The organism is Flavobacterium caeni, assembly GCF_900101895.1.
In the GTDB taxonomy this organism is placed as follows: Bacteria; Bacteroidota; Bacteroidia; order Flavobacteriales; family Flavobacteriaceae; genus Flavobacterium; species Flavobacterium caeni.
Genome location: NZ_FMVF01000002.1, coordinates 329,067 through 353,856, shown reverse-complemented (window position 1 = coordinate 353,856; position 24,790 = coordinate 329,067). Strand labels below are relative to the sequence as shown.

Here is a 24,790-nt window from a genome sequence, read left to right as displayed (position 1 = left end):
AATATAAACCAATTCATGAACAATACCAGCGAAGAATACGACAAGGTCATTGCGATTTGTCGTAAACTTTACAACAATAAAATGCAGGATTACGGCAGTGCGTGGCGCATTTTGCGATTGCCGTCGCTCACCGATCAGATTTTCATCAAAGCCCAACGCATCCGCAGTTTGCAAGAGAATGATGTCCGCAAAATCGACGAAGACGAATCGGGCGAATTTATCGGCATCATCAATTATGCGATCATGGCGCTCATCTCGCTCGACTTGGGTGTAGCCGAACAACCCGACCTAAATCCGGCGCAAGCGACCGAATGGTACGATGCCAAAATCAAGATCACCAAGGAGCTGATGGAGGCCAAAAACCACGATTACGGCGAGGCCTGGCGCGAGATGCGTGTGAGTTCCCTGACCGATTTGATCCTGCAAAAAATTCTTCGCGTCAAACAAATCGAAGACAACAAAGGCAAAACCATCGTGTCTGAAGGCATCGACGCCAACTACCAGGACATGATCAACTATGCGGTTTTTGCCTTGATTTTGTTGAATTTCCACAAACCATAATGCCATGAGAAACATACTTACCCAATTTTCACGCGTCTTTGTCGGGGTCCTTTTTATCATTTCGGGGCTCATCAAACTCAACGATCCGGTTGGTTTTTCATACAAACTAGCCGAATATTTTGGTGAAACCGTGCTCAATTTGCCGTTTTTGATCCCGTATGCGCTTGGTTTGGCGATTTTCATCGTGATCTTCGAAACGGTGTTGGGCGTCATGTTGCTTTTGGGTTATCAGCCCAAATTCACGGTGGGAAGCCTGCTTTTGATGATCGTATTCTTTACGTTCCTGACGTTCTATTCGGCCTATTTCAACAAAGTCACCGATTGCGGTTGTTTTGGCGACGCGCTCAAGCTCACGCCGTGGGAATCGTTCACCAAAGACGTGGTGTTGCTGTTCTTTATCCTGATCCTGGCGGCCAACCTCAAGCTGATCAAACCCATCCTTGGCAAGAAATTCACCAACGGATTGGTCGTGGCCAGTGTCGTGGCCTGTTGCTTTATGGGCTATTGGGTGTTGAACCATTTGCCGCTCAAGGATTTCCGCGCCTACAAAGCGGGGACCAACATCCCCGAAGGCATGGCCTACCCCGCGCACATCAAACCCAAAGACCCGATCATCACGTTCATCTACAAGGTCAACGGGGTGGACACCAAATTCAGCTATCAGGATGTCATGGATGGAAAAATTCCCGCCGATGCCGTGTATGTAGACCGTATCGACGAAATCGACAAGACCGGTTACGTGCCGCCCATCCACGATTTTACGATGGAAAAAGACGGATCGGACCACAAAGACGAGTTCCTCGCCGAACCCAAGCTGATGGTATTCGTGGCCTATGACCTGACCAAATCGAGCGCCGAAGGGATGCAAAAACTCGAAGCGCTGCACCAGCTGGCCAAAGGCAAAGGATACAAAGTGATCGCGATGACAGCATCGGGCGAAACCGAGATTGCGGGCGCCAAAAAGCAATTCGGACAAACGTTCGACTATTACTTTTGCGACGGCACGACGCTCAAAACCATCGAACGCGCCAACCCAAGCATCGTGCTGATCGAAAAAGGTACGATCAAACAAAAGGTACACTACAACGACATCGACCAATTAACGCTGTAACCATGAACAACAGATTCGAAAGAGAGAAGCAAAAGAAAATGCTGGTCACGTGCGCGGTTAGCGTGGCCGCAATGGCGCTCGGTATTTTCATGGTCGAAAACCTCTCCAAGCGCGAAAGCCCGCCGTTGGGCCAAGTATTCAATGTGATTGTGGGTTTTTTGCTGATTGCCGTTTCGGCCATCGTGCTTTTTGTGACCATCAAGCAGCATTTCTTCCCGAAGAAAAAGAAAAAGAAAAGCCGCCCCGTTTTTCTGGACGAAAACCTGGTCAACAAAGACAAAAAAGCAGCCGGCCAGGGCTAAAATATTAGTAAATCTTTGGGAGACAATTGAACGTTATCGATTACATTTGTAGGGCACAAATCAATTACAATGAAAAAAATACTGTGTCTTGCGGTAATCGGCGTCACCTTGTCTTGCCAATCGCAAAAAAAGGAATTTTCCTCGGCCGCGCTCCAAAACAAACTGACTGCGCTTGATGGCGCGCAAATCGCCTTCAAGGACATCCTGGCCGAACACCGCGGGAAAACGGTCGTTCTCGAAATATGGGCGTCTTGGTGCGGCGATTGCGTCAAGGCGATGCCCAAATTAAAAGAACTCCAACAAAACCATCCCGAAGCCGACTACGTATTCGTATCGATGGACAAGGCCGACGACAAATGGAAGGCCGGCATCGAGAAACACCAACTCAAGGGCAGCCATTACTGGGCCACCGATGGCATGAAAGGCGCCTTCGGGAAATCGATCGACCTGGATTGGATCCCGCGCTACATCGTGATCGACCCGACGGGAAAAGTGGTGTTGTACCGCGCCATAGAAACCGACTTTGAAAAAATAGACGCCACCTTAAATTCATTGAAACCATGAGACAAAAGATTGTTGCCGGAAACTGGAAAATGCACAAAAACGCCGAGGAAACCGAAGATTTGCTCAACGAACTCATCGACCAGTTGCCGCACGACGTAGAAGCGCACATTGTCGTGGCGCCCACATTTACGAACCTGGCTTCGGCCGTAGAACACCTCGAATTCACGAACATCGAAGTGGCCGCGCAAAACATGCACCAGTCCGAAAGCGGCGCCTATACGGGCGAAATCTCGGCCGATATGTTGCGCAGCATTGGCGTGCATCTTGTGATTTTGGGTCATTCGGAAAGACGCGCCTATTTTCACGAAACCGATTCGTTGTTGGCCTACAAAGTCGATACGGCGCTCAAGAATTACATGAAGGTGATTTTTTGCTTTGGCGAAGAACTCAAGGACCGTCAATCGGGCAACCATTTCAACATTGTCGAAAACCAGTTGCGCGACGGGCTGTTCCACATTGCCAAGGAAGCCTGGGCCAACATCATCCTGGCCTACGAACCCGTTTGGGCCATCGGCACCGGCGAAACGGCATCGCCCGAACAAGCGCAGGAAATGCATTTGTTTATCCGTGAAACGATCAGAAAGTCCTTTGGCAGCGATGTGGCCGAAGACGTGTCGATCCTGTACGGTGGCAGCGTGAAGCCCGACAACGCGCGTGAGATTTTCTCGCAACCCGACGTAGACGGCGGGCTCATTGGCGGCGCGGCGCTCAAAGCCGCAGATTTTGCAGCCATCGTGGCGGCCATCGACTGATTAATGGTATCATTATATAAAAAATCCCTCTTGCCGAGGGATTTTTTTATAGTGTAAAATCAAATGCCGATTTCGACCTGTAACCTGAAGTACCAATTGTTTTTGACGTCGCCATCCCAGTAGGACAGCTGGTCGTAATTGACCTCGGCCTGCAACTTGAACGCGTGTTCCCAGATGTACTTGGTAAACCCGAGCGTGTATTGCTTGGTATGCGGCGCAAACAAACGGATGCGTTCGTGCGCGTGCTGGATCGAATAGCGTCCGATGATTTCGAAATTCGACGGGAAGTTGTAACTCGCCTGGTAATCGAACCCGTTGCCCGCAAATACGTAGTTGAAATCGGTTGGGTCGTCGGGATTGATGGTGATTGGGTTCTCGGTCGTCGAACGCGACATATAGGCCGCCATGGCCGCCCAGCCATCGTATTTGAACATGGCATCGAGCAACACCGATTTCATCGTACGACGCTCGAACAAATCGTCGCCAAGCTGCCCGCCCGTGCGGTGTGCGAGGTTGTTTTGCTGGAACGCGCCCGAAAACATGAGCTTGGGCTTTTGTTCGCGTGCGATGTCGCCTTCGAAGTTTGTCCCATCCTTGGCGAATGCGCCGAACGGAAAAACTTCGGCCTTGCCCGTTACTGCCACGCCATCGTCGGCGTCGTCGGTGGCGTTACGCCCTTCGCCCGAACTGACCGCGCCTTTGAAGTTCCACGAAAATTTATCCTGGAATTCGTTGAGCTGGTGCAACTGGAAACCAAAATCGCGGTCGATCGTAAACCGCGCGTTGTTGATCGTACGGTCTGAAAGCTGTAAGCCGCCCGAAGAGTTGATGCGCTGGCGGTTGCCCGGCAATTTGGTTTGCCCGAAACTAAAGCTCCATCGGCGGCTGGGGCGGTAAATCACGACCGCATCGCGGATGATGTTGATGTTCTCGCCGTCCTTGACCTCGCCCACGTCGCCCGGCGCAAAAGACAATTGCAACGCATACAGGAATTTGGGATTGCCCACATAGCCGTCGAAACGCAAACGCAAACGACGGATCTGGCCATCGTAGGCGGGACGCTCGTCTTCGGTGTCGATATAGGTGACGCGGTTTTGCATCCTGAAACGGATGTTGAGCTGGAAGATGCTGTCGGGCGAGGTAAGCCCCAGTCCCTTTCCGTAGCTGTAGTACGGCAGCGCAGAGAGTTTAAGATCGTTGTCGTCGGTGGTTACTTTTACCTGTGCTTGGACAGCCCAAACGAAAAACACGGCAAAAGCCAGCGCCAGATTTCTCATGTTATCAAATTGTAAGTTGCGTGTAAATTCGGCGCAAACTTAACGTTAATTTCAAATTCCTGTATTAAGATAATATTACCTTTGCGCAAATTTATATCATGTCGAACATTTATCTCGGTTATCATTTTACCGTCGAGCCCAAGGAATTGGGCTCTGAAATCCTGGTGGCGGAATTGGGCGAACTCCCGTTCGAAAGCTTTGTCGAAAGCGAGTTTGGCGTGACGGCCTACATCCAGAAAAGTCTTTGGAACGAGCACTTGCTGGATGATTTGTACATCCTTCAATCGCCCGAATTTTTCATCAGCTATACGGTAGAGGAAATCGAGCAGGTGAACTGGAACGAAGAATGGGAAAAGAATTTCGACCCGATAGACGTAGACGGCAAATGCCATGTACGCGCGCCGTTCCATCCGAAAACCGATGCCGAATTCGACATCGTGATCGAGCCCAAGATGAGTTTCGGGACGGGCCACCACGAGACGACACACATGATGATCCAGCATTTGCTCGACATGGATGTGACCGATATGAAAACACTCGACATGGGTTGCGGCACCGCCATCCTTGCGATCCTGGCCGAGATGAAAGGCGCCCAACCGATCGACGCCATCGACATCGACAACTGGTGTTACTTGAATTCGATCGAGAATGCCGAGCGCAACAATTGCACGCACATTGCCGTTTATGAAGGCGACGCCAGTCTTTTGGCCGGCAGGAAATACGATTTGATCATCGCCAACATCAACCGCAACATTTTGCTGGCCGACATGCAGCAGTATGTAGATTGTTTGAACCCGAACGGCGTGTTGCTTTTGAGCGGATTCTATGAAGAAGACATCCCGGCCATAGACGAATCATGCACGGCCAAGGGATTGTATTTTGTTAAAAAACTACAACGCAACAACTGGGTTTCGCTGAAGTACGTAAATTAGCGGAAGGTCTGCGTTAGCGATAGAGCCAAGCACCGCGTGCAGGCGATAGCGCGGCCGCGCAACAGTTCTCTGGTTGAAGACAGGCGCCCATCGCGGCAACGCCCAATAAAAAATAACAATGAATAATAAACAATAACCATATTGTCTACTAAAGAAAAAGTATCAGAAGAAGTCCTCGTACTGGAAGCCGTGGGCCACAACCACGAAATTGTGCTCTACAACGACGATGTGAATACTTTTGACCACGTGATCGAAACCTTGATGGCCGTTTGCAACCACACCGCCGAACAGGCCGAACAATGCGCGATCATTGTACACTACAAGGGCCAATGTACCGTCAAGACGGGCGCTTACGAAGAGCTCGTGCCGCAATGCAGCGCGCTGCTCGATGCCGGTTTGAGCGCCGAAATCGTTTGAGCCCTGTCGAACGTTCCGTATAATTTACTACTTTAGTTTCGTTCGGCATTGGACGTCGAACGTTCGATTTTATGGAAGAATACGGCAAAATCCTCATCATTGCCATGCCCGCGTTCCTGTTGCTGATCATCATCGAAAAGGTGTACGGCATCTGGAAGAAAGACGATACGGTACCACTTATGGACAGCGTTTCGAGCATTTCGTCGGGCATCACCAACGCGGTCAAGGATGTCTTGGGCTTGAGCGTCACGCTGATTTCGTATGAATGGATGGTTTCGAAGATTGCGCTTTTTTCGTTGGAAGCCAATGCATTGACTTATATTATTGCGTTTGTCGTCATCGATTTTTATGGTTATTGGAACCACCGTTGGTCGCACCAGATCAACTTTTTTTGGAACAAGCACGCCATACACCATTCGAGCGAGGAATTCAATTTGGCGTGTGCGTTGCGCCAAACCGTTTCGAGTTTCGTGAACCTTTTTACGTTTTTGCTGGTTCCGGCCGCGCTCGTGGGCGTTCCGTCCAAGGTGATTGCCATTACGTTGCCCATCCAGTTGTTTTTGCAGTTCTGGTACCACACCAAGCACATCAAAAAAATGGGATGGCTCGAAAAGGTACTCGTCACGCCATCGCACCACCGCGTGCACCACGCGATCAATCCCGAATACCTCGACAAAAACCATTCGCAGATTTTCATCGTCTGGGACAAATGGTTCGGGACGTTCCAGGAAGAACGCGACGACGTGCCTGCGGTTTTTGGGATCACGCGTCCGGCCAGCACGTGGAATCCGATACGTATCAACTTTCAGCACCTGGGGCTTTTGATGGCCGATGCGTGGCGTGCCGAAAACTGGAAAGACAAATTCGCGATATGGTTCAAACCCACGGGTTGGCGTCCCGATGGATTCGAACAAAAGTACCCCGTGCACAAAATAGACGATGTGTACCGTTTTGAAAAGTACGGCCAAAACCACTCGCCTGCGCTGATGTATTGGGCCGTCACGCAGCTCTTGGTCACGCTTTTGTTCATCACGTATTTGTTCGACAATGTCGCCCAGATTGGGTTGCCGGGCATTTTTGTGTACGGCGCGTTCATCTTCCTGACCGTGTACAGCTATACCGAACTCATGGACGGACGGCGTTTCTCGGTGTTTTGGGAAGGCTTGCGGTTGGCATTGGCCGCGGGTATCCTGTATTATTTTGACGGATGGTTCGGGCTCAACGATTGGTTCCCGATGGGCAGTTATGTAGTGCTCGGCTACTTGGCGGTGTCGCTGCTGGTGAACCTTTACTTTGTGACAACCGAATTCAAAACAAAAACCGCATGAAACCCGGGACCTTGTTTAAGATATACATACTGTCGGCGTTGGTGTATTTGCCGATGCTGGTTTTTGCCGAAGATTGGGCGTGGTTCGCCAAGCCGCTGTTGCTGCCGTCGATTGTGGCGGCTGTCGCCAATTCGGGACACTTCCCTACCCGACGGTTGTTGGTTTGGGCGTTGCTTTTTTCGTGGTTCGGCGATATGGTTTTGATGTTTGCCGACAAAGGCGAATCGTACTTCATCGTAGGCCTGGTGCTGTTCCTGACCGCGCACATCCTGTACATTGTGCTGTTTGTCAGACAAACCCACCGCTGGTCTTTTTCGGGATTGTTCTGGCTGGGATTGCTCGCCGTGGCCGCTTATTTGATCGGGATGCTGTATGTGCTTTATCCTACGCTGGGCGGGCTCAAGATACCGGTGACGGTTTATGCGGTGGTGATTTCGGCCATGCTGCTCGCGGCGTTTCACGGCAGCTTGGCTTGGGAACACCGTGGCAAACTTTACATGTTGTCGGGTGCGGTTTGTTTTGTCTTGTCCGACAGCTTGTTGGCCCTCAACAAATTTAAGGTACCGTTGCCGCAAGCCTCGTTTTGGATCATGGCCACATACCTGGCGGCGCAATTGCTGATTGCATACGGCGTACTTTCGCTCAACAAAAAGCAGCAAGCCGTTGCCGCGCCTGCTGCCTTTTCATAACTAACTAAAATGCTTATCGCACAAACAAGACGATGGCGCCCGTTTCGGTGTCCTGTATCTTCAATTCGGTATACGAAAGGTTCAGGATCGTGGCGGTAAAAGTTTCATCGCCTGTATCGACGACCACCGTATTGCCCGTCACGGCAAACGTTCCGGTCGAGGTGATGGCTTGACACGGCTCGGTGGACGAATCGTAATCGACCTCTACATAAGCCCCATCGTTGCTCAATTCAATAAAGTCTCGGTTACAACCGCTTTCGTTGCCGGTGTAGTCGGTCAGCAGTTCGGTGCCGCCTACAATACCGCCGGTTTTACTGTAATTCCATTTGCCCGTAAGCGTGGCCGCAGGCAGTTGGTAGTTCTCGTTGTCGTCATCGTTACACGACGTGCCCAAAACAAGCAGCAACGCCGGTAAAATCAAAAATCTGGTTTTCATATGCAATTGTTTAATGTTTAAACCAAAAATAAAAAGCCCGCACGCGGCGGGCTTTACAGAATATTCCTAATTTTTTATATCAATGTCTGAGTTTGGATTTGAGTACGCCATAGAGGAACGTGCCCAGCAAAGCGCCCAGCAAGATCAGTATCACGCTCCAGAACCCTGCGCCAATCAGGATAAATATCGGCCCAGGGCAAGCCCCCACGAGTGCCCAACCCAAGCCAAACAAAATCCCGCCCGCCCAGTAACGGAACGACCCGGGTTCTTTGTCGGCGATGACAATCGGTTGGCCGTCAATGTCCTTCATCCCGCTGCGTTTCATGTATTGCACACCAATCGTCCCCACGACCACGGCCACCATGATGATGCCGTACATGTGGAACGACTGGAATTGGAACATTTCGTAAATGCGGTACCACGATACGGCTTCGGCCTTGGTCAAAACGATGCCGAACACCAATCCGACGAGTAGGTATTTAAGGTAATTCATGATTTAGAAGATTAACGGTAAAATGAAATGTGCCATGATGAGTCCGCCTATAAAAAAGCCGATGACGGCCTTGAGCGACGGCAGCTGCAAATTGCTCAATCCTGCAATCGCATGTCCCGAGGTGCAACCGCCGGCGTACCGCGAACCAAAACCAATCAACACGCCACCTACGATCAGGATGAACATGATTTTGGGCGACTGGAAAATGTCGTTGCCAAACAAGGCCTGCGGCGCCAGCTTTCCGTTGGGTGCGTCGATGCCCATGGCGGCAAGTTGTTCGATGGTCTTGGGGTTCAAATTTACGTTCGAAGGATCGCTCATGTAGTGCACGGCCACGAATCCGCCGAGCATTGCACCGGCCACGACGGTCAGGTTCCAGCGTTGGGCTTTCCAATCGAATTTGAAAAAATCGGCAAATTTATCGGCGCCCGCCATCGTACACAGCGTCCTGAGGTTCGAAGACATGCCAAAAACTTTCCCGAAATAATTAAGCGTCAGCATCACCAGCGCAATGAGTGTCCCCGAAACATACCAGGGCCAGGTTTGGTAAAGTGCATTCATGTTTTTTGTTTTGTGCAAAAATAGCGAAAGCGGCCGAAAGTAGGAAGGTTCAGGGTTAAAGTTTAAAGTTGAGCGAAAATGCCAGAGCCTGTCGTCGATTGAAAATCCAAACCAAATTCGTACATTTATCAAAAATAAATTTCTCATGAAAGATTATAAAGAAATAATTACGATCGAACCTGGTAAGCGTGGAGGGAAACCCACTATCAGAGGCATGAGAATTAGCGTAAACGATATTCTCAATTGGCTGGCTTCTGGAATGACAATCCCAGAAATTCTTGCCGATTTTGATGAGTTAACCCAAGAAGATATTTATGCAGCGCTCAGTTATGCCGCAGATAGAGAAAATAAAATCTATCAAATCGCTGTATGAGATTGCTTTTTGACCAAAACATCTCTCATAGAATACTTAAAATTCTTTCCGATGAATTTTCAGGTTCTACTTTGGTTAAAAGTGAAAATCTTATCGACAGTTCTGACAAGACAATTTGGGAATTCGCAAAGAAGTCAAATTACATTATCGTAACTCAAGATTCTGATTTCAATGATTTGAATTCACTTTATGGATTTCCACCAAAGATAATTTGGATCAGAACTGGTAATTTGAAGACAGAGGAATTGGCCAAGATTCTAAAAATACACTTTTCAGAAATTCAGGAATTTGAAAACAATCCTAGTTTTGGCTGTTTTGAAATTTTGACGATTAAGAAGTAAGACATCTTCGCTCAACCACTTTTAAAGCGCTTGCGGCCTTTTCGATAGCCCGAAGTTACTTCATGAAGAAACATCATCTTGGCAACCTGAACGCAGCTCACTTTGCGGCAACTGCGTCCAACGCCCCAACGTCATGCGCCAAGTTCTCAATCAAAATCGTCCCCCCGTCCTTTGTCCTTTGTCTTTCGACTTTTGTCATTTGTCCTTTGTCCTTTGTCATTTGTCTTTTGTCATTTGTCTTTTGTCTTTTGTCTTTTGTCTTTCGACTTACGATAAATCTGCCTACATTTGAAGGGCAAAAAATACCGCATGAAAAATTACCTGATCGAAATCCGCTGGGCCTTTGTTTTTACCGTCGCCACGATACTGTGGGCGGGTATCGAAAAATTGTTCGGGATGCACGACACCAACATCGGGACGCAACCCATTTTCTCGATGCTGTTTGCCTTGCCCGCAGTCGGGATCTATGTTTTGGCGTTGCTCGAAAAAAAGCAAAAGACCTATGGCGGTCAAATGTCTTGGAAAGAAGGAACGGTTTCGGGCATTGTACTGTCGTTGTTCATCGCGGTACTGAGCCCCATAGCACAGTGGGCCATTTTCGAATTGATTTCGCCCGAATTCTTTGCCAAGGCGGTCCGGTTTTATGTCGACAAGAACCGCTTTACCGAAGCCCATGCACTGGAACAATTCAACATCCAGGCGTATATGAAAAAAAGCATCACCGAATCGTTGTCGATGGGCGTATTCACATCGGCACTTGTGGCGCTCATCGTTAAAACCAAAAATCCAAAACCATGAAATCACGTTTTGTTTTGATTGCCCTGGCTTTTATGGCCGCATCGTGTGTAAGCACCAAGTCGACACTCAAGAATGTCGACGACAACGCACCGGCGCCCCAACTCAAGGATGGCGCGTTTGTGATCACGCAAACGGCACCGGACAACCAATATGGCTACGATCCCGATTATCCGATCAATGTGTTCTATTTGAACACGAAAGACGACAAAATCAACCAGCAGCGGTTCCTGAATGCACTGGCGGGGCCCAACGGCGAACACCTGGTGTACAACAAAGTAGAGACGTGTTGTCCGTTCCCGACCAAACGCAACAGCATGGGCGTGGGACTGCTCGACATTTACCAGATCACGTGGCAGGGCAACCCGACGCCTATCCGGCTGTATTTCAACATCCACGAAAAGGGCGCATTGATGGTACCCGTGGGGCTTACGCTCAAAAAGCCGTAACCGATAAATTATTCTAAACGCCCAGCCGTAAACCGCTTGAAAGGGCTATCTTTGCGGCGTCTAAATGCAATCCGATGAACATCAACAACATCCCAAACATCAAACACACCGATAGCGGCAATTTCTTTGTATTGGCCGGGCCTTGCGCCATCGAAGGCGAAGACATGGCCCTGCGCATCGCCGACAAATTGGTCGGCATCACCGACAAACTTGCCATCCCTTATGTTTTCAAGGGGTCGTTCAAAAAAGCCAACCGTTCGCGCATCGACAGCTTTAGCGGCATCGGCGACGAAAAAGCGCTCAAGATTTTACGCAAGGTGTCCGAAACGTTCCACATTCCTACAGTAACCGACATCCACACCAACGAAGACGCGCCCATGGCCGCCGAATACGTCGATGTATTGCAGATTCCCGCATTCCTCGTACGCCAAACCGATCTGGTGGTGGCCGCCGCCAATACGGGCAAGACCGTCAACCTCAAAAAAGGCCAGTTCATGAGCCCCGAGAGCATGAAGCACGCGGTACAGAAAGTGCTCGACTGCAACAACCAAAACATCATGGTTACCGACCGTGGGACCATGTTCGGCTACCAGGACATGATCATCGATTACCGCGGCATCCCGACCATGCAGCAATATGCGACCACCGTGCTCGATGTGACGCACTCGTTGCAACAGCCCAACCAAATGGCGGGCGTGACGGGCGGTCGTCCAGACATGATCGAAACCGTAGCCAAAGCGGGCATTGCGGTGGGCGTAGACGGTATTTTTATCGAAACGCATTTTGATCCGGCCAACGCCAAAAGCGACGGCGCGAACATGTTGCACCTGGACCTGTTCGAAGGGTTGATGCAAAGACTGGTCGCCATAAGACAAACGATCAACAAATTCTAATAAAAAACCCGGCAGTGTCCGGGTTTTGTTTTTTAGTTGATTTCGCGAACCGTAAGCTGGTCCTTGCCTTCGAGCCGCCAGACTTCGCCGGTGAGCTTGACGATTTCGTTGGCGTTGAAATCGCGGTATTGTTTGGCGTCTTTCAGGTTGGCACGGCTCACCGTGGCATAAAAGATCTTGCCGTCGTTGGTTTCGATTTTGGCGGTATACCCGTCCTTGCCATGGTTGGTTTCCTTAACCAGCCCGTCGATGGTTTGGGTTTCCTTGGCCGCAGTGGTTTGCGCATCGGAAGTGCCTTTGGCCGATACCGCCGGTGTTTTTACTTCCTCTGGGTGGATTTCCGTTTTGTTGGACTGGCAGCCGAATGCAATCACCGCCGAAAGCATGGCCAGGTTTTGTACGTAGCACTTCATGGTAATGGGTATTGGGTCTCTAAAATAAGACTTTTGTAAAAACCCGACAAGCCCAAACCGAAGATTTAACGGTAATTTCTTTTGCTTTAAAAAAAAGCATTGTCCCAAAATAGTGTGTAAAAAAAATTTAACCACAAAGGCGCAAAGCACCCAAAGATTTCCTTACGGAAATTAAGCTTTGCGAACTTAAGTACTTTTCGCCTATTGAAGACTTTGTGTTCTTTGCGGTAAAATCGAATTACACAATATTCTAGGACATTACTTAAAAAAAAAGACTCGCGGTCACGACATTTTTGTACATTAGTGGTATAACCAAAAACGGTATCCCATGAGAAAGATCATTTTAGCGCTCATCGCCGTGCTCGGGTTCACGTTGGCCACGCACGCACAAGACAACAAGGCGGCCAAAAAAACCGAGACCTCGGTAACCAAGAAAAAAGACGGCAAGACGGTCAAAACGACCAAAACCGAAAAGGTCGTGCTCAAGAAAGACGGCACGCCCGACAAACGCTACAAGTCGTCCAAAAAACTAAAGAAAGACGGAACGCCCGATATGCGCTACAAAGAAAACCAACCCAAAAAATAACCCAAGCCGTCCACCGACGGCTTTTTTATTGGCCCTGTTGGTCGACCAGGTATACCAATGCCGCCATGGTAGCGGCGCCCAACTCGAGTTCGCGTTTGTTCACCGCGGCAAAAGTATCGGTGGCCGCATGGTGGTGGTCGAAATACCGCTGCGTATCGGGGCGGAATCCGGCCTTGAGCAAATTGGGCGATTTGAGCGGCGCAATGTCGACACCCGCGTAACCTTTCTTGAAAACGTGTACGAGATAAGGCTCAAACAACGACTGGGTTTGTTTGGCCCATTCGAGTTGCGCCGCACTTCCATCGAACGTAAAGCCACGCGGGCTAAAACCGCCGCAGTCGCTTTCGAGCGCAAAGATGTGGTGCTCTTTTTTTCGCGCAGCTTCGGCCTGGTATTGGTCGCCGCCGCGTCCGCCGTTTTCCTCGTTCATGAACAACACCACGCGCAGGGTATTTTGCGGTTGGTAACCGATGTTCTTGAAAATATGGGCGACCTCCATGCTTTGTACCACGCCCGCACCGTCGTCGTGCGATCCGTCGCCGATGTCCCACGAATCGAGGTGTCCGCCCACGACCATGATGTTTTGGGGATGCGTGCTCCCGGTGATCTCGCCGATGACATTGTACGACAATACGTCGGGAAACGTTTCGCAGGACTGCTTGAAAAAGAACCTGAGTTTGGGATTGGCCTTGAGCGTCTTGGAAAGCAACTCGGCGCCGTTGGTGCTGATGGCCGCCGCCGGGATGTACTGGTCGCGCGGCAAATCGCCGTAACCCATGTTGCCCGCGTGCGGATAATCGTCCAAACGCAACGTCATCGACCGCACGATCACCCCTACCGCGCCAAACTTGGCCGCCTCGCGCGCGCCCTTGCCGCGTTGGTCGACGCAACCGCCATAGGACGTGAACGTGTCGACGTGCTTGGGGTCCATAGGCCGGTTAAAAAAAACGATCTTCCCTTTTAGTCGCTGCGTGCCAAGCGTCTCGAGTTCTGCAATCGAATGGACTTCGACCACTTCGGCCTCCAACCCTACCTTGGGCGTGGCCACCGAACTGCCGAGCGCGCAAATCGGTACGGCCGTCTTTTTTTTGCCGTCGCGGATGAACGCGGTTTCTTTTTCGCCACGCACCCATTTGGGCACCATGACTTCCTGAAGCCACACCTTGTCGAAACAGCCCGATTGCTCCATTTGCGTCTTGGTGTACAAAACCGCTTTTTCGGCATTCTCGGAGCCCGAAAGCCGTGCGCCGATCTTGTTGGACAAATCGTCGAGCCATGCGTAGCATTTGGATTGCGTAAGCGCCGAATCGTAGATTTTCCTGAACGTGCTTTCGTGATCGGTTTGGGCCGTCGACAGCAACGGGAACATAAGCATAAGGAGCAAAAACTTCTTCATGGGGATCTGGAATTTTAAACCCAAATGTACGCGAATATCGGGCATAAAAAAACCCGAAACTGGTTCGGGTTTGATTTTATCGATCGAAAATTTTAGTGCGCCACATCGGCTTTTTTATCGAAGTCGATGCCTTGCGCGCGCAGGATGCCGCTCACGCGCCATGCGTAGAACGCGAGGTATGCAAAACAAACGATCCCTACGATGTAACTGAATTGGATGTCGGTCGCATCGGCCACCGCACCTTGCAACCAGCTAACGATACCGCCGCCCATGATCATCATGATCAAAAAGTTACTGCCTTGGTTGGTCGCTTTGCCGAGTCCGGCGATCGCGAGCGTAAAGATACATGGCCACAGCGTACTGCAGAACAATCCGACGCTGGTCAAAGCGTAAACGCTCACCATTCCTGTCGTGGTCATCCCGATCAACGTGGCCACTATCCCGAGGAACGAGAAAATAAGCAACATGCGCGCAGGACTTCCCTTACTGGCGATATCGGCTATGATCAATACCAGGATCAACAGCGCGTAGATGTAAAACGGCGCCAGGTCGTGGTCGGCGATCCAGTTGACAAGCAAAAATACACCAAAGGCCAAATACGGCGCGATCAGTTTCAAGATTTTCTCGGCCGATTTGCTCACGCTGAATGCTTCAACGGCACCCGTCCAACGGCCAATCATCAAACTGGCCCAATACAACGAAACATAAGGCGCGATGTCCTTGGTCTCGAACCCGAGGTTGGTTTCCATATACGCAGGCAGGTTACTCGCCGTAGACACTTCGACCCCTACATAGATGAAAATGGCGATCATCCCCAAAACCAATTGCGGGTACTTGAGCGCCGATTTGGTCGCCGGGGTTACCTCGTCTTCTACCACATCGCCCACGTTCGGGCGGTTCGGGATGGCCGACATTTTGAGCAATACCGCTACAACGATGAATGCCGCGCCCAAGATCAAATAGGGCACCTTGACACTTTCGATGCTCACGTCGGTACTGCCCGATGTAGACGATCCGAAAATGGCGTAGCTCACGATCAATGGGCCGATGGTCGTGCCGAAGTTGTTGATACCGCCTGCCAACGTCAAACGCTGTGAACCCGTCGATACAGGGCCGAGCGCAATGGCCAACGGGTTGGCTACGGTTTGTTGCAACGAAAAGCCAAGGCCTACGATGAACAAGCCCGAAAGCATCAGTTCAAACGAGCCGCTGTTGGCCGCGGGATAAAACAAAAGTGTCCCGAGCGCCGAAATCACGAGCCCGCAAGCCAGTGCATTCTTGTAGCCGATGCGGTTGATGATGTCGCCCTTGCTCAAATACGAAATGAGCATGTACAGCAACGAGCCTACGGTGTACGCCACATAAAACGCGACCGACACCAACTGGCTCTGCCCTTGCGAGAGATCGAACGCTTTTTTGAAAACGGGAATCAGGATGTCGTTGCTGGCCGCGACGAATCCCCAAAAGAAGAATACGGTGACCAACGGGATGAATTGTGCCCACCGGGTTTGGATATTTTCTGAACTCATAAATGGTTATTGGTTTGGTTATGGGTTTAAATATACGTCGATATACAAACTGACGGTCGACACACCGCGCGAACTTATCAACGAAATCGATTTCAGGACCGCATTTTTTAACGAATTACAACGTTTGCGAAAAGTGTATTATTCACATTTTTTAACATCCGATTTGGGTCCGATACCGCTCGCATTGAACGCTTCGATCTGGAAATAATAGGTGTCCGATCGGTCGAGCCCGTTGAAATAATATTCGGTCTTGCCGTACACCATGATCGAACCGTACAGTTTGTCGGGCGACTTGCCAAAGTAAATCACGTAGCCATCGGCCGACGGCTCCTGCTGCCATTTGAGCCATACGTTGCGGCGCTCGCCTTCTTTCTTTTTGTCGGTGCGCAACGGCACGAAATTCTTGACCGCCGCGGGTTTGTCACCATTGGCCTTGCCGAAAATCCGGAATCCCGACACCGCAAATTTACCCGTCGGCATGCCGATGTTCTCGAGCTTGACATAACGCGCCGAAGCCGGATTGCTAAGTTCGATGTATTCGTGCGGCACGTCCTTGGTGCTTTTTGATCGGTCGACGAGTTGCTTCCAGTTCTTACCGTCGTTCGAAATGTAGAGGATGTATTGGTGACCGGGCGTTCTATCGGGTTTGCCCATAAATTCGGCATCCTGGTCGGCATAATTGATCTGGATCGCGTGGATCGTACTTTTCTCGCCCAGATCAGAAACCAGGTATTCGCCTTTGTTGCCCGTCTTGGCCGACCAATAGGTCTTGATATCTTCGTTCACCGCATAGTTGGGCTGGAATCCGCCCAGCGTAGACGACACCTGTACGGGTTTGTTGTAGTTGAGCAGCATCCATCCCGCAAAACTCGCCGCGCCATGGTCCTTTTGCTGCGACGGCAAAAACGTCGGATAGTCGCCATAGGCCGTATTCGAATACATCACGCCGTCCTTGTCGAACCCTGCAGGCCAAATCCCGATGCGGCGCTCGAAATTGTTCTTGACGCACACGCCAATGGTCGACGTATGCCAGTAGGCATCGTTGGCATCCTGGTAGGTTGCCCCATGCCCCGCCCCGCGCGCGAACCCGCCAGGTTTGTACGAGAACGGATTGTGCAGTTGGTATTCGAACGGCCCGGTAGGCGTGCTGCCAACGTAAACCCCATCGGCATAGCCACTGAATTCGGTGCCGGGCGCGCCATACTGCAGATAGTATTTGTTTTGGTATTTGGTCATGAACGCGCCTTCGGTGAACGGTTGCAAAAACGTGTTGTCGTTGTTTTCGCCAAACCGCTCCCAGCCGTGTTCGTGGTCGTTGAGTTCAAGAATGCCGTACACTTCGCCCTCGGGCTGGAACGTCTTGCGGTTGAGTTTGACCACATGCAGCGGATAGGCATTGCTCGAACCGTAGTATTCCCACAATTCGTCTTTTTCCTTGTCCCAAAAAATCTGCGGATCCCATGCACCTGCCTGCGATTTGTGGACGAGTTCCTTCCAATCATCGGTCGACGGATTCGTACTCATCCAAATCGGAAACTCCTTGCCGTGCGTAGAACCCACCACGATGAGCGTATCGTTGACAAACGACAACGACGGGGCACACAATTCATCATACACCTTGTGCTCGGGGCGCAGGAACTTTCGTGGGATGAACTTCCAGTCGAGCATGTCCTTCGAATGCCAATACCCCCACTGGTTCGTTGAAAAAAGATAATATTCGCCCTTGAAAAACGTAATGACCGGATCGGCCGTCGCGCGGTGTTTGCCCTGGGTCACGAAATTCGGGATCGGACAATAGCCATAGTCGATGTTGATGGGGTTGCAATAGGTTTTCTGCTGCGCTTGAACGTTTACCGCCAAAGCAACGATTATTGCAAAAAAAAGAATTTTACATCTCATGGAAATGTTTTTACAGTTATAGCTTGTCATCTTGGAGCGTAGCGGTCTTGACTCTTGCAGCGTCAGCGGTCCTGTAGCAAAGCGATCTATTTTGGTTCAAAACTAATAGCGGTTCCGCCACCTGCGGCAAGATTAAGATCGATCTTGGATTTTGACGTCACCTCGATCTTCCTAATCTTGTAGGCCTTCGGATTTTTCTCCCAATGCGCATCGGGTGCATCTCCGTAAATGGTCGCTAGGAATTTTTGGCCTTTCGGTAGGAAGTCGAGTGCGATGGTGGATTTCCTGGCGTCTTCATCGGTGACCGCGCCCAGGAACCAAGTGTCTTTGCCTTTGGTTTTGCGCACGACCGTCAAATAATCGCCCGGTTCGGCTTCGAGGTATTTGCTGTCGTCCCAATCGAGTTCGACATCCTTGATGAACTGGAACGCATCGGGATGCTTCTCGTAATTTTCGGGTAAATCGGCAGCCATCTGCAACGGAGAATACATGGTCACGTACAGCGCCAACTGCTTGGCCAACGTCGTGTGCACTTGTTCTTTCTTGGTCGGATCGTAAGCGCTCATCTTGATTTCGAAAACACCAGGCGTGTAATCCATCGGGCCACCGAGCAAACGCGTAAACGGCAAGATCGTCTCGTGCATTGGGTTGTTGCCCGTGCTCCAGGCGTTGAACTCGTTGCCGCGCGCGGCCTCGGCGGCGATGTAGTTCGGATAGGTCCTGTGGTAGCCCGTCGGACGCACCGATTCGTGCGAATTGACCATCAGTTTGTAATCGGCGGCACGGCGCGCGGCAAAATTGAAATGGCGCACCATGGCCTGTCCGTCGTGGAATTCGCCCCTCGGGATGATGCGACCCACATAACCCGACTTGAGCGCCGGATAACCGTAGCGTTTCATCAAATCGAACGCGCGGTCCATGTGTCTTTCGTAATTGCCCACCGAACCCGAGGTTTCGTGGTGCATGATCATCTTGATGTTTTTCGACTTGGCGTAATCGTTGACGGCCTTGAGATCGAAATCGGGATACGGCGTCGTAAAATCGAACACATCCTCCTTCCAGTTGTTGAACCAATCCTCCCAGCCCACGTTCCAGCCCTCGACGAGCACACCGTCGAAACCGTGCTTGGCGGCAAAGTCGATGTAGCGCTTGGTGTTTTCGGTGGTGGCGCCGTGTTTGCCCGACGCGATCAGTTCGCCGGTTTGGTTGTTTTGCGCGTTTTGCGATCCCGCGTAATCCCACGTCGATTTGCCCACGTGCATTTCCCACCAAACGCCCACGTACTTCATCGGCTTGATCCACGAGGTGTCGTCGATCTTGCTGGGTTCGTTAAGGTTCAGGATCATTTTAGATGCGACAATGTCACGCGCGTCATCGCTGACCATCACGGTGCGCCAAGGCGTATGGCATGGTGCCTGCAGATAGGCCTTGTCGCCGAGTGCGCCCGGTGTCAAATGCGCGGTAAGCCTGAATTGCTTGGTGTCGACATCCAGGTGCATGACCGGATAATCGACAACGGCGGCCTCGAAGATATTGACATACAATCCGCCCGCCGATTTCATCATGAGCGGCGCCTGCACGCGGTAACGCGAATTGAGCGACTTCATCGCGATGCCGTTGTTCATGTCGACCTTTTGGTTGTCGATGCCCGACAGCGGGGTCTCGGTGTACACATATTCCTGACTGTCGTAATCGCCCGGAATCCAAAAGGCTTTGTGGTCGCCCGTCAGGTTGAATTGCGTGACCTCGTCGGTGACGATGAAATAGTTGAGCTTGGGCTGTCGCGGAAACTCATACCGGAACGCCACACCCTCGTCGAACACGCGGAACACCAAATTAAGACGACGTCCGCCGGTGGGCTGCGAGAGCGCCACCGTAAGCTGGTTGTAATGGTTGACGATGGTCGATTGTTCGCCCAATACCGGTTTCCACGATTCGTTGACCAAAAACCGTCCCACGCTGTCGATGGCAAAACCCGACGTCAAATCGCCGCCGCTCTTGAGCTTGATACCCAGTTCGCTCGTCTTGACAATCGGGTTGCCTTTGAACATGACGGCATAGGTTGGTTTTCCGTCGATCAGTTTAAAATCGAGCGTAATCTCCTTGGACGGCGACGAAACCGATTGTCCGTGGCACCACATCGAAACGCCCAGCATGGCGGCTAAAATAAGTTTTTTCATATTCCAATATTTGTATCCAAAGTTAGTCAATCTGTGGCTTTGTAAAAAACCCTTCGGCAATTGGGTGCCGAAGGGTCACTTAAACAAAAACATGAAACTCAATTATTTAACTAACTCAAAATTCTGTTGCAATTCGGCTTGGGAACTTCCGCCCACGAAAACAGTAAACTGGCCGGGCTCCACAATGTTGTTCATGTCGTTGTCGTAGTAAGACAGGTCGGCGGCCGAAAGTTCGAACGCGACCGTTTTCTTTTCGCCTTTTTTGAGGAACACTTTTTCGAATCCTTTGAGCTCGCGCACCGGACGTGTCACCGAACCCACGAGATCGCGTACATACAACTGCACCACTTCGGCGCCATCGACGCTTCCCGTGTTCGATACTTCTACCGAAACGGTCACTTTTTCACGCGTATTGATTTTGGGTGCCGACACCTTGAGGTTGCCGTAAGCGAACGTCGTATAGCTCAAGCCAAACCCGAACGGGAACAACGGCTCGTTGCGCTCGTCGAGGTAATTGGTCTTGAATTTCTCGAACTTGCCGTCTTTGTTTCCAAGCGGACGGCCTGTGTTTTTGTGGTTGTAATAGATCGGGATTTGGCCGACGCTTCTCGGGAACGTCATTGTGAGTTTACCCGACGGATTGACGTCGCCGAACAACACATCGGCAATGGCGAGTCCCGCTTCGGAACCGGCAAACCAAACATCCAAAATGGCCGGAACCGATTTTTCCTCATCAACCAGCACCAGCGGACGACCGTTGAACAACACGACAACAACCGGCTTGCCCGTCTTGACGAGCGCGTGCAACAAATCTTTTTGCGCTTGCGGGATCTCGATGTTGGTACGGCTGCTGCTCTCGCCCGACATTTCCGCCGACTCGCCGATGGCCGCTACAATCACATCGGCTTGCGAAGCCACCTGCAGCGCTTCGTCCAAAAGTTGTTTGTCGGTGCGGTTGTCGCGGTGCAGCGTCTTGCCGAACATGGTAGCGTTGGTTTCGAACGTGGCGTCGTAATCGAGGTTACTGCCCTTGGCGTACACGATTTTGGCTTTGGGCGCCACCGTCTTCATTCCCGCTACCAACGAAACCGAAGTTTCGAATTTACCAGCCACGCTCCACGTACCGCCCATGTTTTCCTTGGCTTCGGCCAGCGGCCCGATCACCGCAATGGTGCCGGTTTTCTTGATGGGCAACGTTTGCTTGTCGTTCTTGAGCAAGACAAACGATTGCGCAGCGGTCTTGCGCGCGATGTCGCGGTTGGTTTGGGTGAATATCTCGGTGTTGGCGCGTTTTTCGTCGCAGTTCTTGTACGGATCGGCAAACAGCCCGAGGTCGTATTTGGCTTCGAGGATCAGTCGCGCGGCGTTGTCGATTTGCGCCATCGTGATCTTGCCTTCGCTTAGCGATTTTTGGAGCGTGGTCAGGTAGCCCTCGCTCACCATGTCCATGTGGTTGCCCGCGTTGAGCGCAAGCGCCGACACGGCTTGCAAATCGCCCATCCCGTGATCGATCATCTCGCTGATGCCAGTGTAGTCCGATACAACAAATCCCTTAAAGCCCCATTTGTTGCGCAGCACGTCGGTGAGCAACCATTTGTTGCCCGTGGCCGGAATGCCGTCGATTTCGTTGAACGATGCCATCACCGAACCCGCACCCGCATCGATGGCGGCTTTGTACGGTGGGAAGTATTCGTTGTACATCCTGATGCGGCTCATGTCCACGGTATTGTAGTCGCGGCCCGCTTCGGATGCGCCGTACAACGCGAAATGCTTAACGCAGGCGAGCATGCTCGTGGTTTTCGACAAATCGTCTTGCTGGTAACCCTTGACCATGGCCTCGGCGATACGACTGTTCAGGTACGGATCTTCGCCCGATCCTTCGGCGACACGGCCCCAACGCGGCTCGCGCGACAAATCGACCATGGGCGAAAACGTCCAGTTGATGCCCGCCGCGGTGGCTTCTTGCGCAGCGATACGCGCCGATTGTTCGATCAGCTTGGGGTCCCAACTGCACGAAAGCCCCAACGGTATCGGGAACACGGTTTCGTACCCGTGGATGACGTCCATCGCAAAAACGAGCGGAATCTTGAGCCGGCTCTTCTCGACGGCCAGTTTTTGTACCTGCGCGATTTTTTGTACGCCCTTGATGTTGAAGAGCCCGCCTACCTTACCTTCTTCGATCTTTTTCGAAATATCCCAACTGCCCGATTGCCCGGTCGTGATGTCGCCCGAGGTAGGCAGGTTGAGCTGGCCGATTTTCTCTTCGAGTGTCATTTTAGACAACAGCTCGTTTACGAATTCGGCTTTGGGCTTGAGTGTTTTTTTGTCTTTCTTTTGCGCGAACGACACAACGCCGGTAAGCAGCAAAACAACAAGGACTATTTTTTTCATCGGGTGTTTGGTTTGGTTTGTTTGAGCATCCATTCGTAAATCTCCGGGGTGTCGTACACACGTGTCCAACTGTCGTGGTTGGCATCGTCAAATATGGTCAGCTCGACCTGCGATTCGGGACAGGCCTTTAATTTCTTATAAATGTTGGTCGAATAATCCACCGTCACCACATCGTCGAGCAATCCGTGGAATACACGGATCGGTAAACGCCCGAGCTTGCAGTTTTCGATCATCGGCACGCGGTCGACGAAACCGCAAATCGGCACCAACGCCGCGAACGTTTCGGGATGCGCGATCGCAAGGTTCCAGGCACCCCATCCGCCCATGCTGAGTCCCGTCAGGTAAATGCGCGCGGGATCGATGTTGTTGTCTTTCACTATTTTTTGGACCAAGCGGTGCAACGCTTCGGCATCCCAATAGTCGCCGTCGGGACATTGCGGGGCCAGTAGGTAGGCATCGATTGGATGCGTCTTGGCATACTTGAGCGGCCCGTGCACCTTGACCTTTTCTAAATCGGAGCCCTTTTCGCCCGACCCATGCAGGAAGACGATCAGCGGCTTTTTGTCTTTTTTGTTTTCGGGGCTTTGCAAGACGTACCCGTAGTTTTTTTTGTAGGCTATCTCTGTCGAGAATTTCCCTTTCGTTTCGGTTTGCGACCAAACCAAAAAAGGGAACATAAAAAACAACCAAAACAATCTAGTCATCAAAAATTGTATGTTGAAGAATTAAACCCTAAATTTTGCAAACCTGCCTTGACCTCCGGCGCGTTCATGAACAGGTCCCATAGCAAGCCCGTCCTATAATTTTCGATCATCGGGGCAATTGTTCCCTGATCGATAGCCAAGTAGCGCTTGGTAACCCAATCATAGTGCGGCGAAAATGCATCGTATGGTCCGGCCGGTCCTATCAAAACGTCTTTCTTGTCTTGATAAAAATGTCGCAAAGCCTTCATACAGGCCTCGGGAAAATAAGGAAACGAAGAAAGCGCAGCCGTAGGCGTAATGACCCCTTTGCTGTCGTTGGTTGGCGAATGGGCGGTATAGCCAACGGTCCCATTGCTGTTGCGCGTGTAGCTCGCCGTCAATCCCCAACAGTTTTCGCCATAGCCATTCCAGTTGTAGGGGTTGTCTACGCAATATTCATACATGATTTTGGTGTGGTTTTGTGTAAGTTGACCATAATCTGCATACTGGTCGGTAAGCCCAATTGGGTTAAGTCCGAGGTAAGAATAGTGCGCCCAAAACATAGGCCCTACATTGCCCGGTGATCCGTTGTAGCTAAAAATAACCGGTATTCCGTAACGGCTACCTCCGTGTTGGATTGCCCCGTTGCGCGCCCATCCTTGGGTATATGCAGCGGTACTGATCGGATGTGTAGGCGATGATGCAGCCATGACGTAGGTAATCAAACATTCATTATATCCTTCGAGTTTGAAATTCTTGATCCATTCATAGTTGGGCGACCAATGCCAATAAAGCACATTCTGTCCGCCTCTTGTATACCAAGTCCAGTCGACGCCCTTCCAAAGCATGTCTGCTTTTTGGGCAAGTGCTTGCTCGGCGGCCGTACCGTCCTTGAAATATTCGCGCACGCAGATAAGCGCCTGACATAAGAATGATGTCTCGACCAAATCTCCGCCATCGTCGTCGTTGCCAAATGGAACCACATGTCCTGTAGTGCCATCAATCCAATGCGACCACGCCCCATGAAACCGGTCTGCATTTTCAAGAAAACCTAGTGCCGTAGCCATACGCGATACCGCTTCATCTCGACCAACGAAGCCTCTTTCGACGCCCACAATGATGGTCATCAAGCCAAATCCAGCTCCACCACTGGTTACTATATTGGCGTCCAAAGATGGATTGTCGACGTGGTAACGTTCCCGGGCCAATTTTGAATTGGGTTCGGCATAGTCCCAAAAGTATTTTAACGCATCTTTTTGGACCATATCAAGCAACTGCTCGTCGGTAAACTGCTCGTCGGGTAAAGTGGGGGTAGGCTGGATTGCATCTTCATTTTTTGAATCGCATGAACTCGAACACGAAAAAACAAATGGCAACAGCGCTATTATTTTTAGTAATCGCACGGTATTATAAATTTTAGGTATGGTGATTTAAGAAAC

General features: G+C 51.0%; 27 protein-coding genes. 15 read left to right on the top strand and 12 right to left on the bottom strand.

The genetic code is table 11. The annotated features are described in order from the left end of the window. Window positions 1-15: 15 nt before the first annotated feature. The 5 genes from BLP55_RS01575 (at window position 16) to tpiA (ending at window position 3,290) form a co-directional block, all read left to right on the top strand. Window positions 16-561: a DUF1599 domain-containing protein gene (locus BLP55_RS01575; protein WP_091140513.1), complete on the top strand. Its 546-nt coding sequence runs from the start codon at window positions 16-18 to the stop codon at window positions 559-561. Between the two features lie 4 nt (window positions 562-565). Continuing rightward, the gene (locus BLP55_RS01570; RefSeq protein WP_091140511.1) at window positions 566-1,672 is read left to right on the top strand and encodes a BT_3928 family protein; all 1,107 of its coding nucleotides are present in this window, start codon (window positions 566-568) and stop codon (window positions 1,670-1,672) included. A gap of 2 nt (window positions 1,673-1,674) precedes the next feature. Beyond that, complete coding sequence (locus BLP55_RS01565; protein ID WP_091140509.1) at window positions 1,675-1,974, top strand: hypothetical protein; 300 nt, start codon at window positions 1,675-1,677, stop codon at window positions 1,972-1,974. Between the two features lie 69 nt (window positions 1,975-2,043). Next, entirely contained in the window at window positions 2,044-2,538 is a 495-nt protein-coding gene (locus tag BLP55_RS01560) for a TlpA family protein disulfide reductase (protein WP_091140506.1), read from the top strand. After that, entirely contained in the window at window positions 2,535-3,290 is a 756-nt protein-coding gene (gene tpiA / locus BLP55_RS01555; protein ID WP_091140503.1) for a triose-phosphate isomerase, read from the top strand. The genes BLP55_RS01560 and tpiA overlap by 4 nt, the downstream gene beginning before the upstream one ends. Before the next feature lie 59 nt (window positions 3,291-3,349). On the opposite strand, the gene BLP55_RS01550 is transcribed toward tpiA, so the two are convergent. Beyond that, on the bottom strand, window positions 3,350-4,567 hold the full coding sequence (locus tag BLP55_RS01550) for a porin (protein ID WP_091140501.1): 1,218 nt from the start codon (window positions 4,565-4,567) through the stop codon (window positions 3,350-3,352). A 98-nt stretch (window positions 4,568-4,665) separates the two neighbouring features. On the opposite strand from BLP55_RS01550, the gene prmA reads away from it, so the two are divergent. The 4 genes from prmA (at window position 4,666) to BLP55_RS01530 (ending at window position 7,933) form a co-directional block, all read left to right on the top strand. Then, a complete protein-coding gene (gene prmA, locus BLP55_RS01545) occupies window positions 4,666-5,499 on the top strand; it encodes a 50S ribosomal protein L11 methyltransferase (protein WP_091140498.1) in 834 nt (277 codons plus the stop codon). Window positions 5,500-5,640: 141 nt separating this feature from the next. Further along, on the top strand, window positions 5,641-5,916 hold the full coding sequence (locus BLP55_RS01540; protein ID WP_091140496.1) for an ATP-dependent Clp protease adaptor ClpS: 276 nt from the start codon (window positions 5,641-5,643) through the stop codon (window positions 5,914-5,916). Between the two features lie 71 nt (window positions 5,917-5,987). Then, on the top strand, window positions 5,988-7,244 hold the full coding sequence (locus BLP55_RS01535) for a sterol desaturase family protein (protein WP_091140493.1): 1,257 nt from the start codon (window positions 5,988-5,990) through the stop codon (window positions 7,242-7,244). Continuing rightward, entirely contained in the window at window positions 7,241-7,933 is a 693-nt protein-coding gene (locus tag BLP55_RS01530; RefSeq protein WP_091140490.1) for a lysoplasmalogenase, read from the top strand. The genes BLP55_RS01535 and BLP55_RS01530 overlap by 4 nt, the downstream gene beginning before the upstream one ends. Window positions 7,934-7,946: 13 nt before the next feature. On the opposite strand, the gene BLP55_RS01525 is transcribed toward BLP55_RS01530, so the two are convergent. The 3 genes from BLP55_RS01525 to BLP55_RS01515 all read right to left on the bottom strand — a co-directional run bounded on the left by BLP55_RS01525 (window position 7,947) and on the right by BLP55_RS01515 (window position 9,423). Next, window positions 7,947-8,369, bottom strand: a complete 423-nt coding sequence (locus tag BLP55_RS01525) for a lipocalin family protein (protein WP_091140488.1) — start codon at window positions 8,367-8,369, stop codon at window positions 7,947-7,949. A 79-nt stretch (window positions 8,370-8,448) separates the two neighbouring features. Next, window positions 8,449-8,862, bottom strand: coding sequence for a DUF6691 family protein (locus BLP55_RS01520; protein WP_091140486.1), 414 nt, complete (start codon window positions 8,860-8,862; stop codon window positions 8,449-8,451). Between the two features lie 3 nt (window positions 8,863-8,865). Next, window positions 8,866-9,423 carry a YeeE/YedE family protein gene (locus tag BLP55_RS01515; RefSeq protein WP_091140483.1) on the bottom strand — a complete coding sequence of 186 codons (558 nt, stop codon included), beginning with the start codon at window positions 9,421-9,423 and terminating at the stop codon, window positions 8,866-8,868. Window positions 9,424-9,568: 145 nt separating this feature from the next. On the opposite strand from BLP55_RS01515, the gene BLP55_RS01510 reads away from it, so the two are divergent. From BLP55_RS01510 to kdsA, 5 genes are all read left to right on the top strand, one after another. Then, window positions 9,569-9,796 carry a DUF433 domain-containing protein gene (locus tag BLP55_RS01510; protein ID WP_091140480.1) on the top strand — a complete coding sequence of 76 codons (228 nt, stop codon included), beginning with the start codon at window positions 9,569-9,571 and terminating at the stop codon, window positions 9,794-9,796. After that, window positions 9,793-10,137 (top strand): DUF5615 family PIN-like protein, encoded by a 345-nt coding sequence (locus BLP55_RS01505; RefSeq protein WP_091140478.1) that lies wholly within the window; start codon window positions 9,793-9,795, stop codon window positions 10,135-10,137. The genes BLP55_RS01510 and BLP55_RS01505 overlap by 4 nt, the downstream gene beginning before the upstream one ends. A gap of 309 nt (window positions 10,138-10,446) precedes the next feature. Continuing rightward, window positions 10,447-10,935, top strand: coding sequence for a DUF4199 domain-containing protein (locus BLP55_RS01500; protein ID WP_139149558.1), 489 nt, complete (start codon window positions 10,447-10,449; stop codon window positions 10,933-10,935). Further along, window positions 10,932-11,381, top strand: coding sequence for a 2-dehydro-3-deoxyphosphooctonate aldolase (locus BLP55_RS01495; RefSeq protein WP_091140473.1), 450 nt, complete (start codon window positions 10,932-10,934; stop codon window positions 11,379-11,381). The genes BLP55_RS01500 and BLP55_RS01495 overlap by 4 nt, the downstream gene beginning before the upstream one ends. 74 nt (window positions 11,382-11,455) lie before the next feature. Beyond that, window positions 11,456-12,274 (top strand): 3-deoxy-8-phosphooctulonate synthase, encoded by an 819-nt coding sequence (kdsA, locus tag BLP55_RS01490; RefSeq protein ID WP_091140470.1) that lies wholly within the window; start codon window positions 11,456-11,458, stop codon window positions 12,272-12,274. 32 nt (window positions 12,275-12,306) lie between these two features. Here the strand turns inward: kdsA and BLP55_RS01485 are convergent, their stop codons facing one another. Beyond that, window positions 12,307-12,687, bottom strand: a complete 381-nt coding sequence (locus BLP55_RS01485; RefSeq protein WP_091140468.1) for a hypothetical protein — start codon at window positions 12,685-12,687, stop codon at window positions 12,307-12,309. Between the two features lie 328 nt (window positions 12,688-13,015). Between BLP55_RS01485 and BLP55_RS01480 the strand changes: the two genes are divergently transcribed. Continuing rightward, the gene (locus BLP55_RS01480) at window positions 13,016-13,273 is read left to right on the top strand and encodes a hypothetical protein (RefSeq protein ID WP_091140465.1); all 258 of its coding nucleotides are present in this window, start codon (window positions 13,016-13,018) and stop codon (window positions 13,271-13,273) included. Between the two features lie 25 nt (window positions 13,274-13,298). Here the strand turns inward: BLP55_RS01480 and BLP55_RS01475 are convergent, their stop codons facing one another. From BLP55_RS01475 to BLP55_RS01445, 7 genes are all read right to left on the bottom strand, one after another. Next, complete coding sequence (locus tag BLP55_RS01475; protein ID WP_091140463.1) at window positions 13,299-14,669, bottom strand: M28 family peptidase; 1,371 nt, start codon at window positions 14,667-14,669, stop codon at window positions 13,299-13,301. 92 nt (window positions 14,670-14,761) lie between these two features. Then, a complete protein-coding gene (locus tag BLP55_RS01470) occupies window positions 14,762-16,198 on the bottom strand; it encodes an MFS transporter (protein WP_091140460.1) in 1,437 nt (478 codons plus the stop codon). Between the two features lie 138 nt (window positions 16,199-16,336). Further along, entirely contained in the window at window positions 16,337-18,097 is a 1,761-nt protein-coding gene (locus BLP55_RS01465) for a discoidin domain-containing protein (protein WP_091140458.1), read from the bottom strand. Between the two features lie 86 nt (window positions 18,098-18,183). Further along, window positions 18,184-20,277, bottom strand: coding sequence for a glycoside hydrolase family 97 protein (locus BLP55_RS01460; RefSeq protein WP_091140456.1), 2,094 nt, complete (start codon window positions 20,275-20,277; stop codon window positions 18,184-18,186). A 102-nt stretch (window positions 20,278-20,379) separates the two neighbouring features. Continuing rightward, complete coding sequence (bglX, locus tag BLP55_RS01455; protein ID WP_091140453.1) at window positions 20,380-22,668, bottom strand: beta-glucosidase BglX; 2,289 nt, start codon at window positions 22,666-22,668, stop codon at window positions 20,380-20,382. Next, window positions 22,665-23,372, bottom strand: a complete 708-nt coding sequence (locus BLP55_RS01450) for a carboxylesterase family protein (protein ID WP_170826763.1) — start codon at window positions 23,370-23,372, stop codon at window positions 22,665-22,667. Before BLP55_RS01450 ends, bglX begins: the two co-directional genes overlap by 4 nt. Continuing rightward, entirely contained in the window at window positions 23,372-24,727 is a 1,356-nt protein-coding gene (locus BLP55_RS01445; protein ID WP_394331888.1) for a glucoamylase family protein, read from the bottom strand. The genes BLP55_RS01450 and BLP55_RS01445 overlap by 1 nt, the downstream gene beginning before the upstream one ends. Between the last annotated feature and the right edge of the window lie 63 nt (window positions 24,728-24,790).

Coding starts and splice junctions, on each gene's coding strand:
- prmA (WP_091140498.1), top strand. CDS start 4,666: ATGTCGAACATTTATCTCGGTTATCATTTTACCGTCGAGCCCAAGGAA.
- BLP55_RS01575 (WP_091140513.1), top strand. CDS start 16: ATGAACAATACCAGCGAAGAATACGACAAGGTCATTGCGATTTGTCGT.
- BLP55_RS01450 (WP_170826763.1), bottom strand. CDS start 23,372: ATGACTAGATTGTTTTGGTTGTTTTTTATGTTCCCTTTTTTGGTTTGG.
- BLP55_RS01570 (WP_091140511.1), top strand. CDS start 566: ATGAGAAACATACTTACCCAATTTTCACGCGTCTTTGTCGGGGTCCTT.
- BLP55_RS01510 (WP_091140480.1), top strand. CDS start 9,569: ATGAAAGATTATAAAGAAATAATTACGATCGAACCTGGTAAGCGTGGA.
- BLP55_RS01515 (WP_091140483.1), bottom strand. CDS start 9,423: ATGAATGCACTTTACCAAACCTGGCCCTGGTATGTTTCGGGGACACTC.
- BLP55_RS01520 (WP_091140486.1), bottom strand. CDS start 8,862: ATGAATTACCTTAAATACCTACTCGTCGGATTGGTGTTCGGCATCGTT.
- BLP55_RS01530 (WP_091140490.1), top strand. CDS start 7,241: ATGAAACCCGGGACCTTGTTTAAGATATACATACTGTCGGCGTTGGTG.
- BLP55_RS01475 (WP_091140463.1), bottom strand. CDS start 14,669: ATGAAGAAGTTTTTGCTCCTTATGCTTATGTTCCCGTTGCTGTCGACG.
- BLP55_RS01460 (WP_091140456.1), bottom strand. CDS start 20,277: ATGAAAAAACTTATTTTAGCCGCCATGCTGGGCGTTTCGATGTGGTGC.
- BLP55_RS01565 (WP_091140509.1), top strand. CDS start 1,675: ATGAACAACAGATTCGAAAGAGAGAAGCAAAAGAAAATGCTGGTCACG.
- BLP55_RS01495 (WP_091140473.1), top strand. CDS start 10,932: ATGAAATCACGTTTTGTTTTGATTGCCCTGGCTTTTATGGCCGCATCG.
- bglX (WP_091140453.1), bottom strand. CDS start 22,668: ATGAAAAAAATAGTCCTTGTTGTTTTGCTGCTTACCGGCGTTGTGTCG.
- BLP55_RS01505 (WP_091140478.1), top strand. CDS start 9,793: ATGAGATTGCTTTTTGACCAAAACATCTCTCATAGAATACTTAAAATT.
- BLP55_RS01550 (WP_091140501.1), bottom strand. CDS start 4,567: ATGAGAAATCTGGCGCTGGCTTTTGCCGTGTTTTTCGTTTGGGCTGTC.
- BLP55_RS01485 (WP_091140468.1), bottom strand. CDS start 12,687: ATGAAGTGCTACGTACAAAACCTGGCCATGCTTTCGGCGGTGATTGCA.
- tpiA (WP_091140503.1), top strand. CDS start 2,535: ATGAGACAAAAGATTGTTGCCGGAAACTGGAAAATGCACAAAAACGCC.
- BLP55_RS01480 (WP_091140465.1), top strand. CDS start 13,016: ATGAGAAAGATCATTTTAGCGCTCATCGCCGTGCTCGGGTTCACGTTG.
- kdsA (WP_091140470.1), top strand. CDS start 11,456: ATGAACATCAACAACATCCCAAACATCAAACACACCGATAGCGGCAAT.
- BLP55_RS01470 (WP_091140460.1), bottom strand. CDS start 16,198: ATGAGTTCAGAAAATATCCAAACCCGGTGGGCACAATTCATCCCGTTG.
- BLP55_RS01535 (WP_091140493.1), top strand. CDS start 5,988: ATGGAAGAATACGGCAAAATCCTCATCATTGCCATGCCCGCGTTCCTG.
- BLP55_RS01465 (WP_091140458.1), bottom strand. CDS start 18,097: ATGAGATGTAAAATTCTTTTTTTTGCAATAATCGTTGCTTTGGCGGTA.
- BLP55_RS01500 (WP_139149558.1), top strand. CDS start 10,447: ATGAAAAATTACCTGATCGAAATCCGCTGGGCCTTTGTTTTTACCGTC.
- BLP55_RS01525 (WP_091140488.1), bottom strand. CDS start 8,369: ATGAAAACCAGATTTTTGATTTTACCGGCGTTGCTGCTTGTTTTGGGC.
- BLP55_RS01560 (WP_091140506.1), top strand. CDS start 2,044: ATGAAAAAAATACTGTGTCTTGCGGTAATCGGCGTCACCTTGTCTTGC.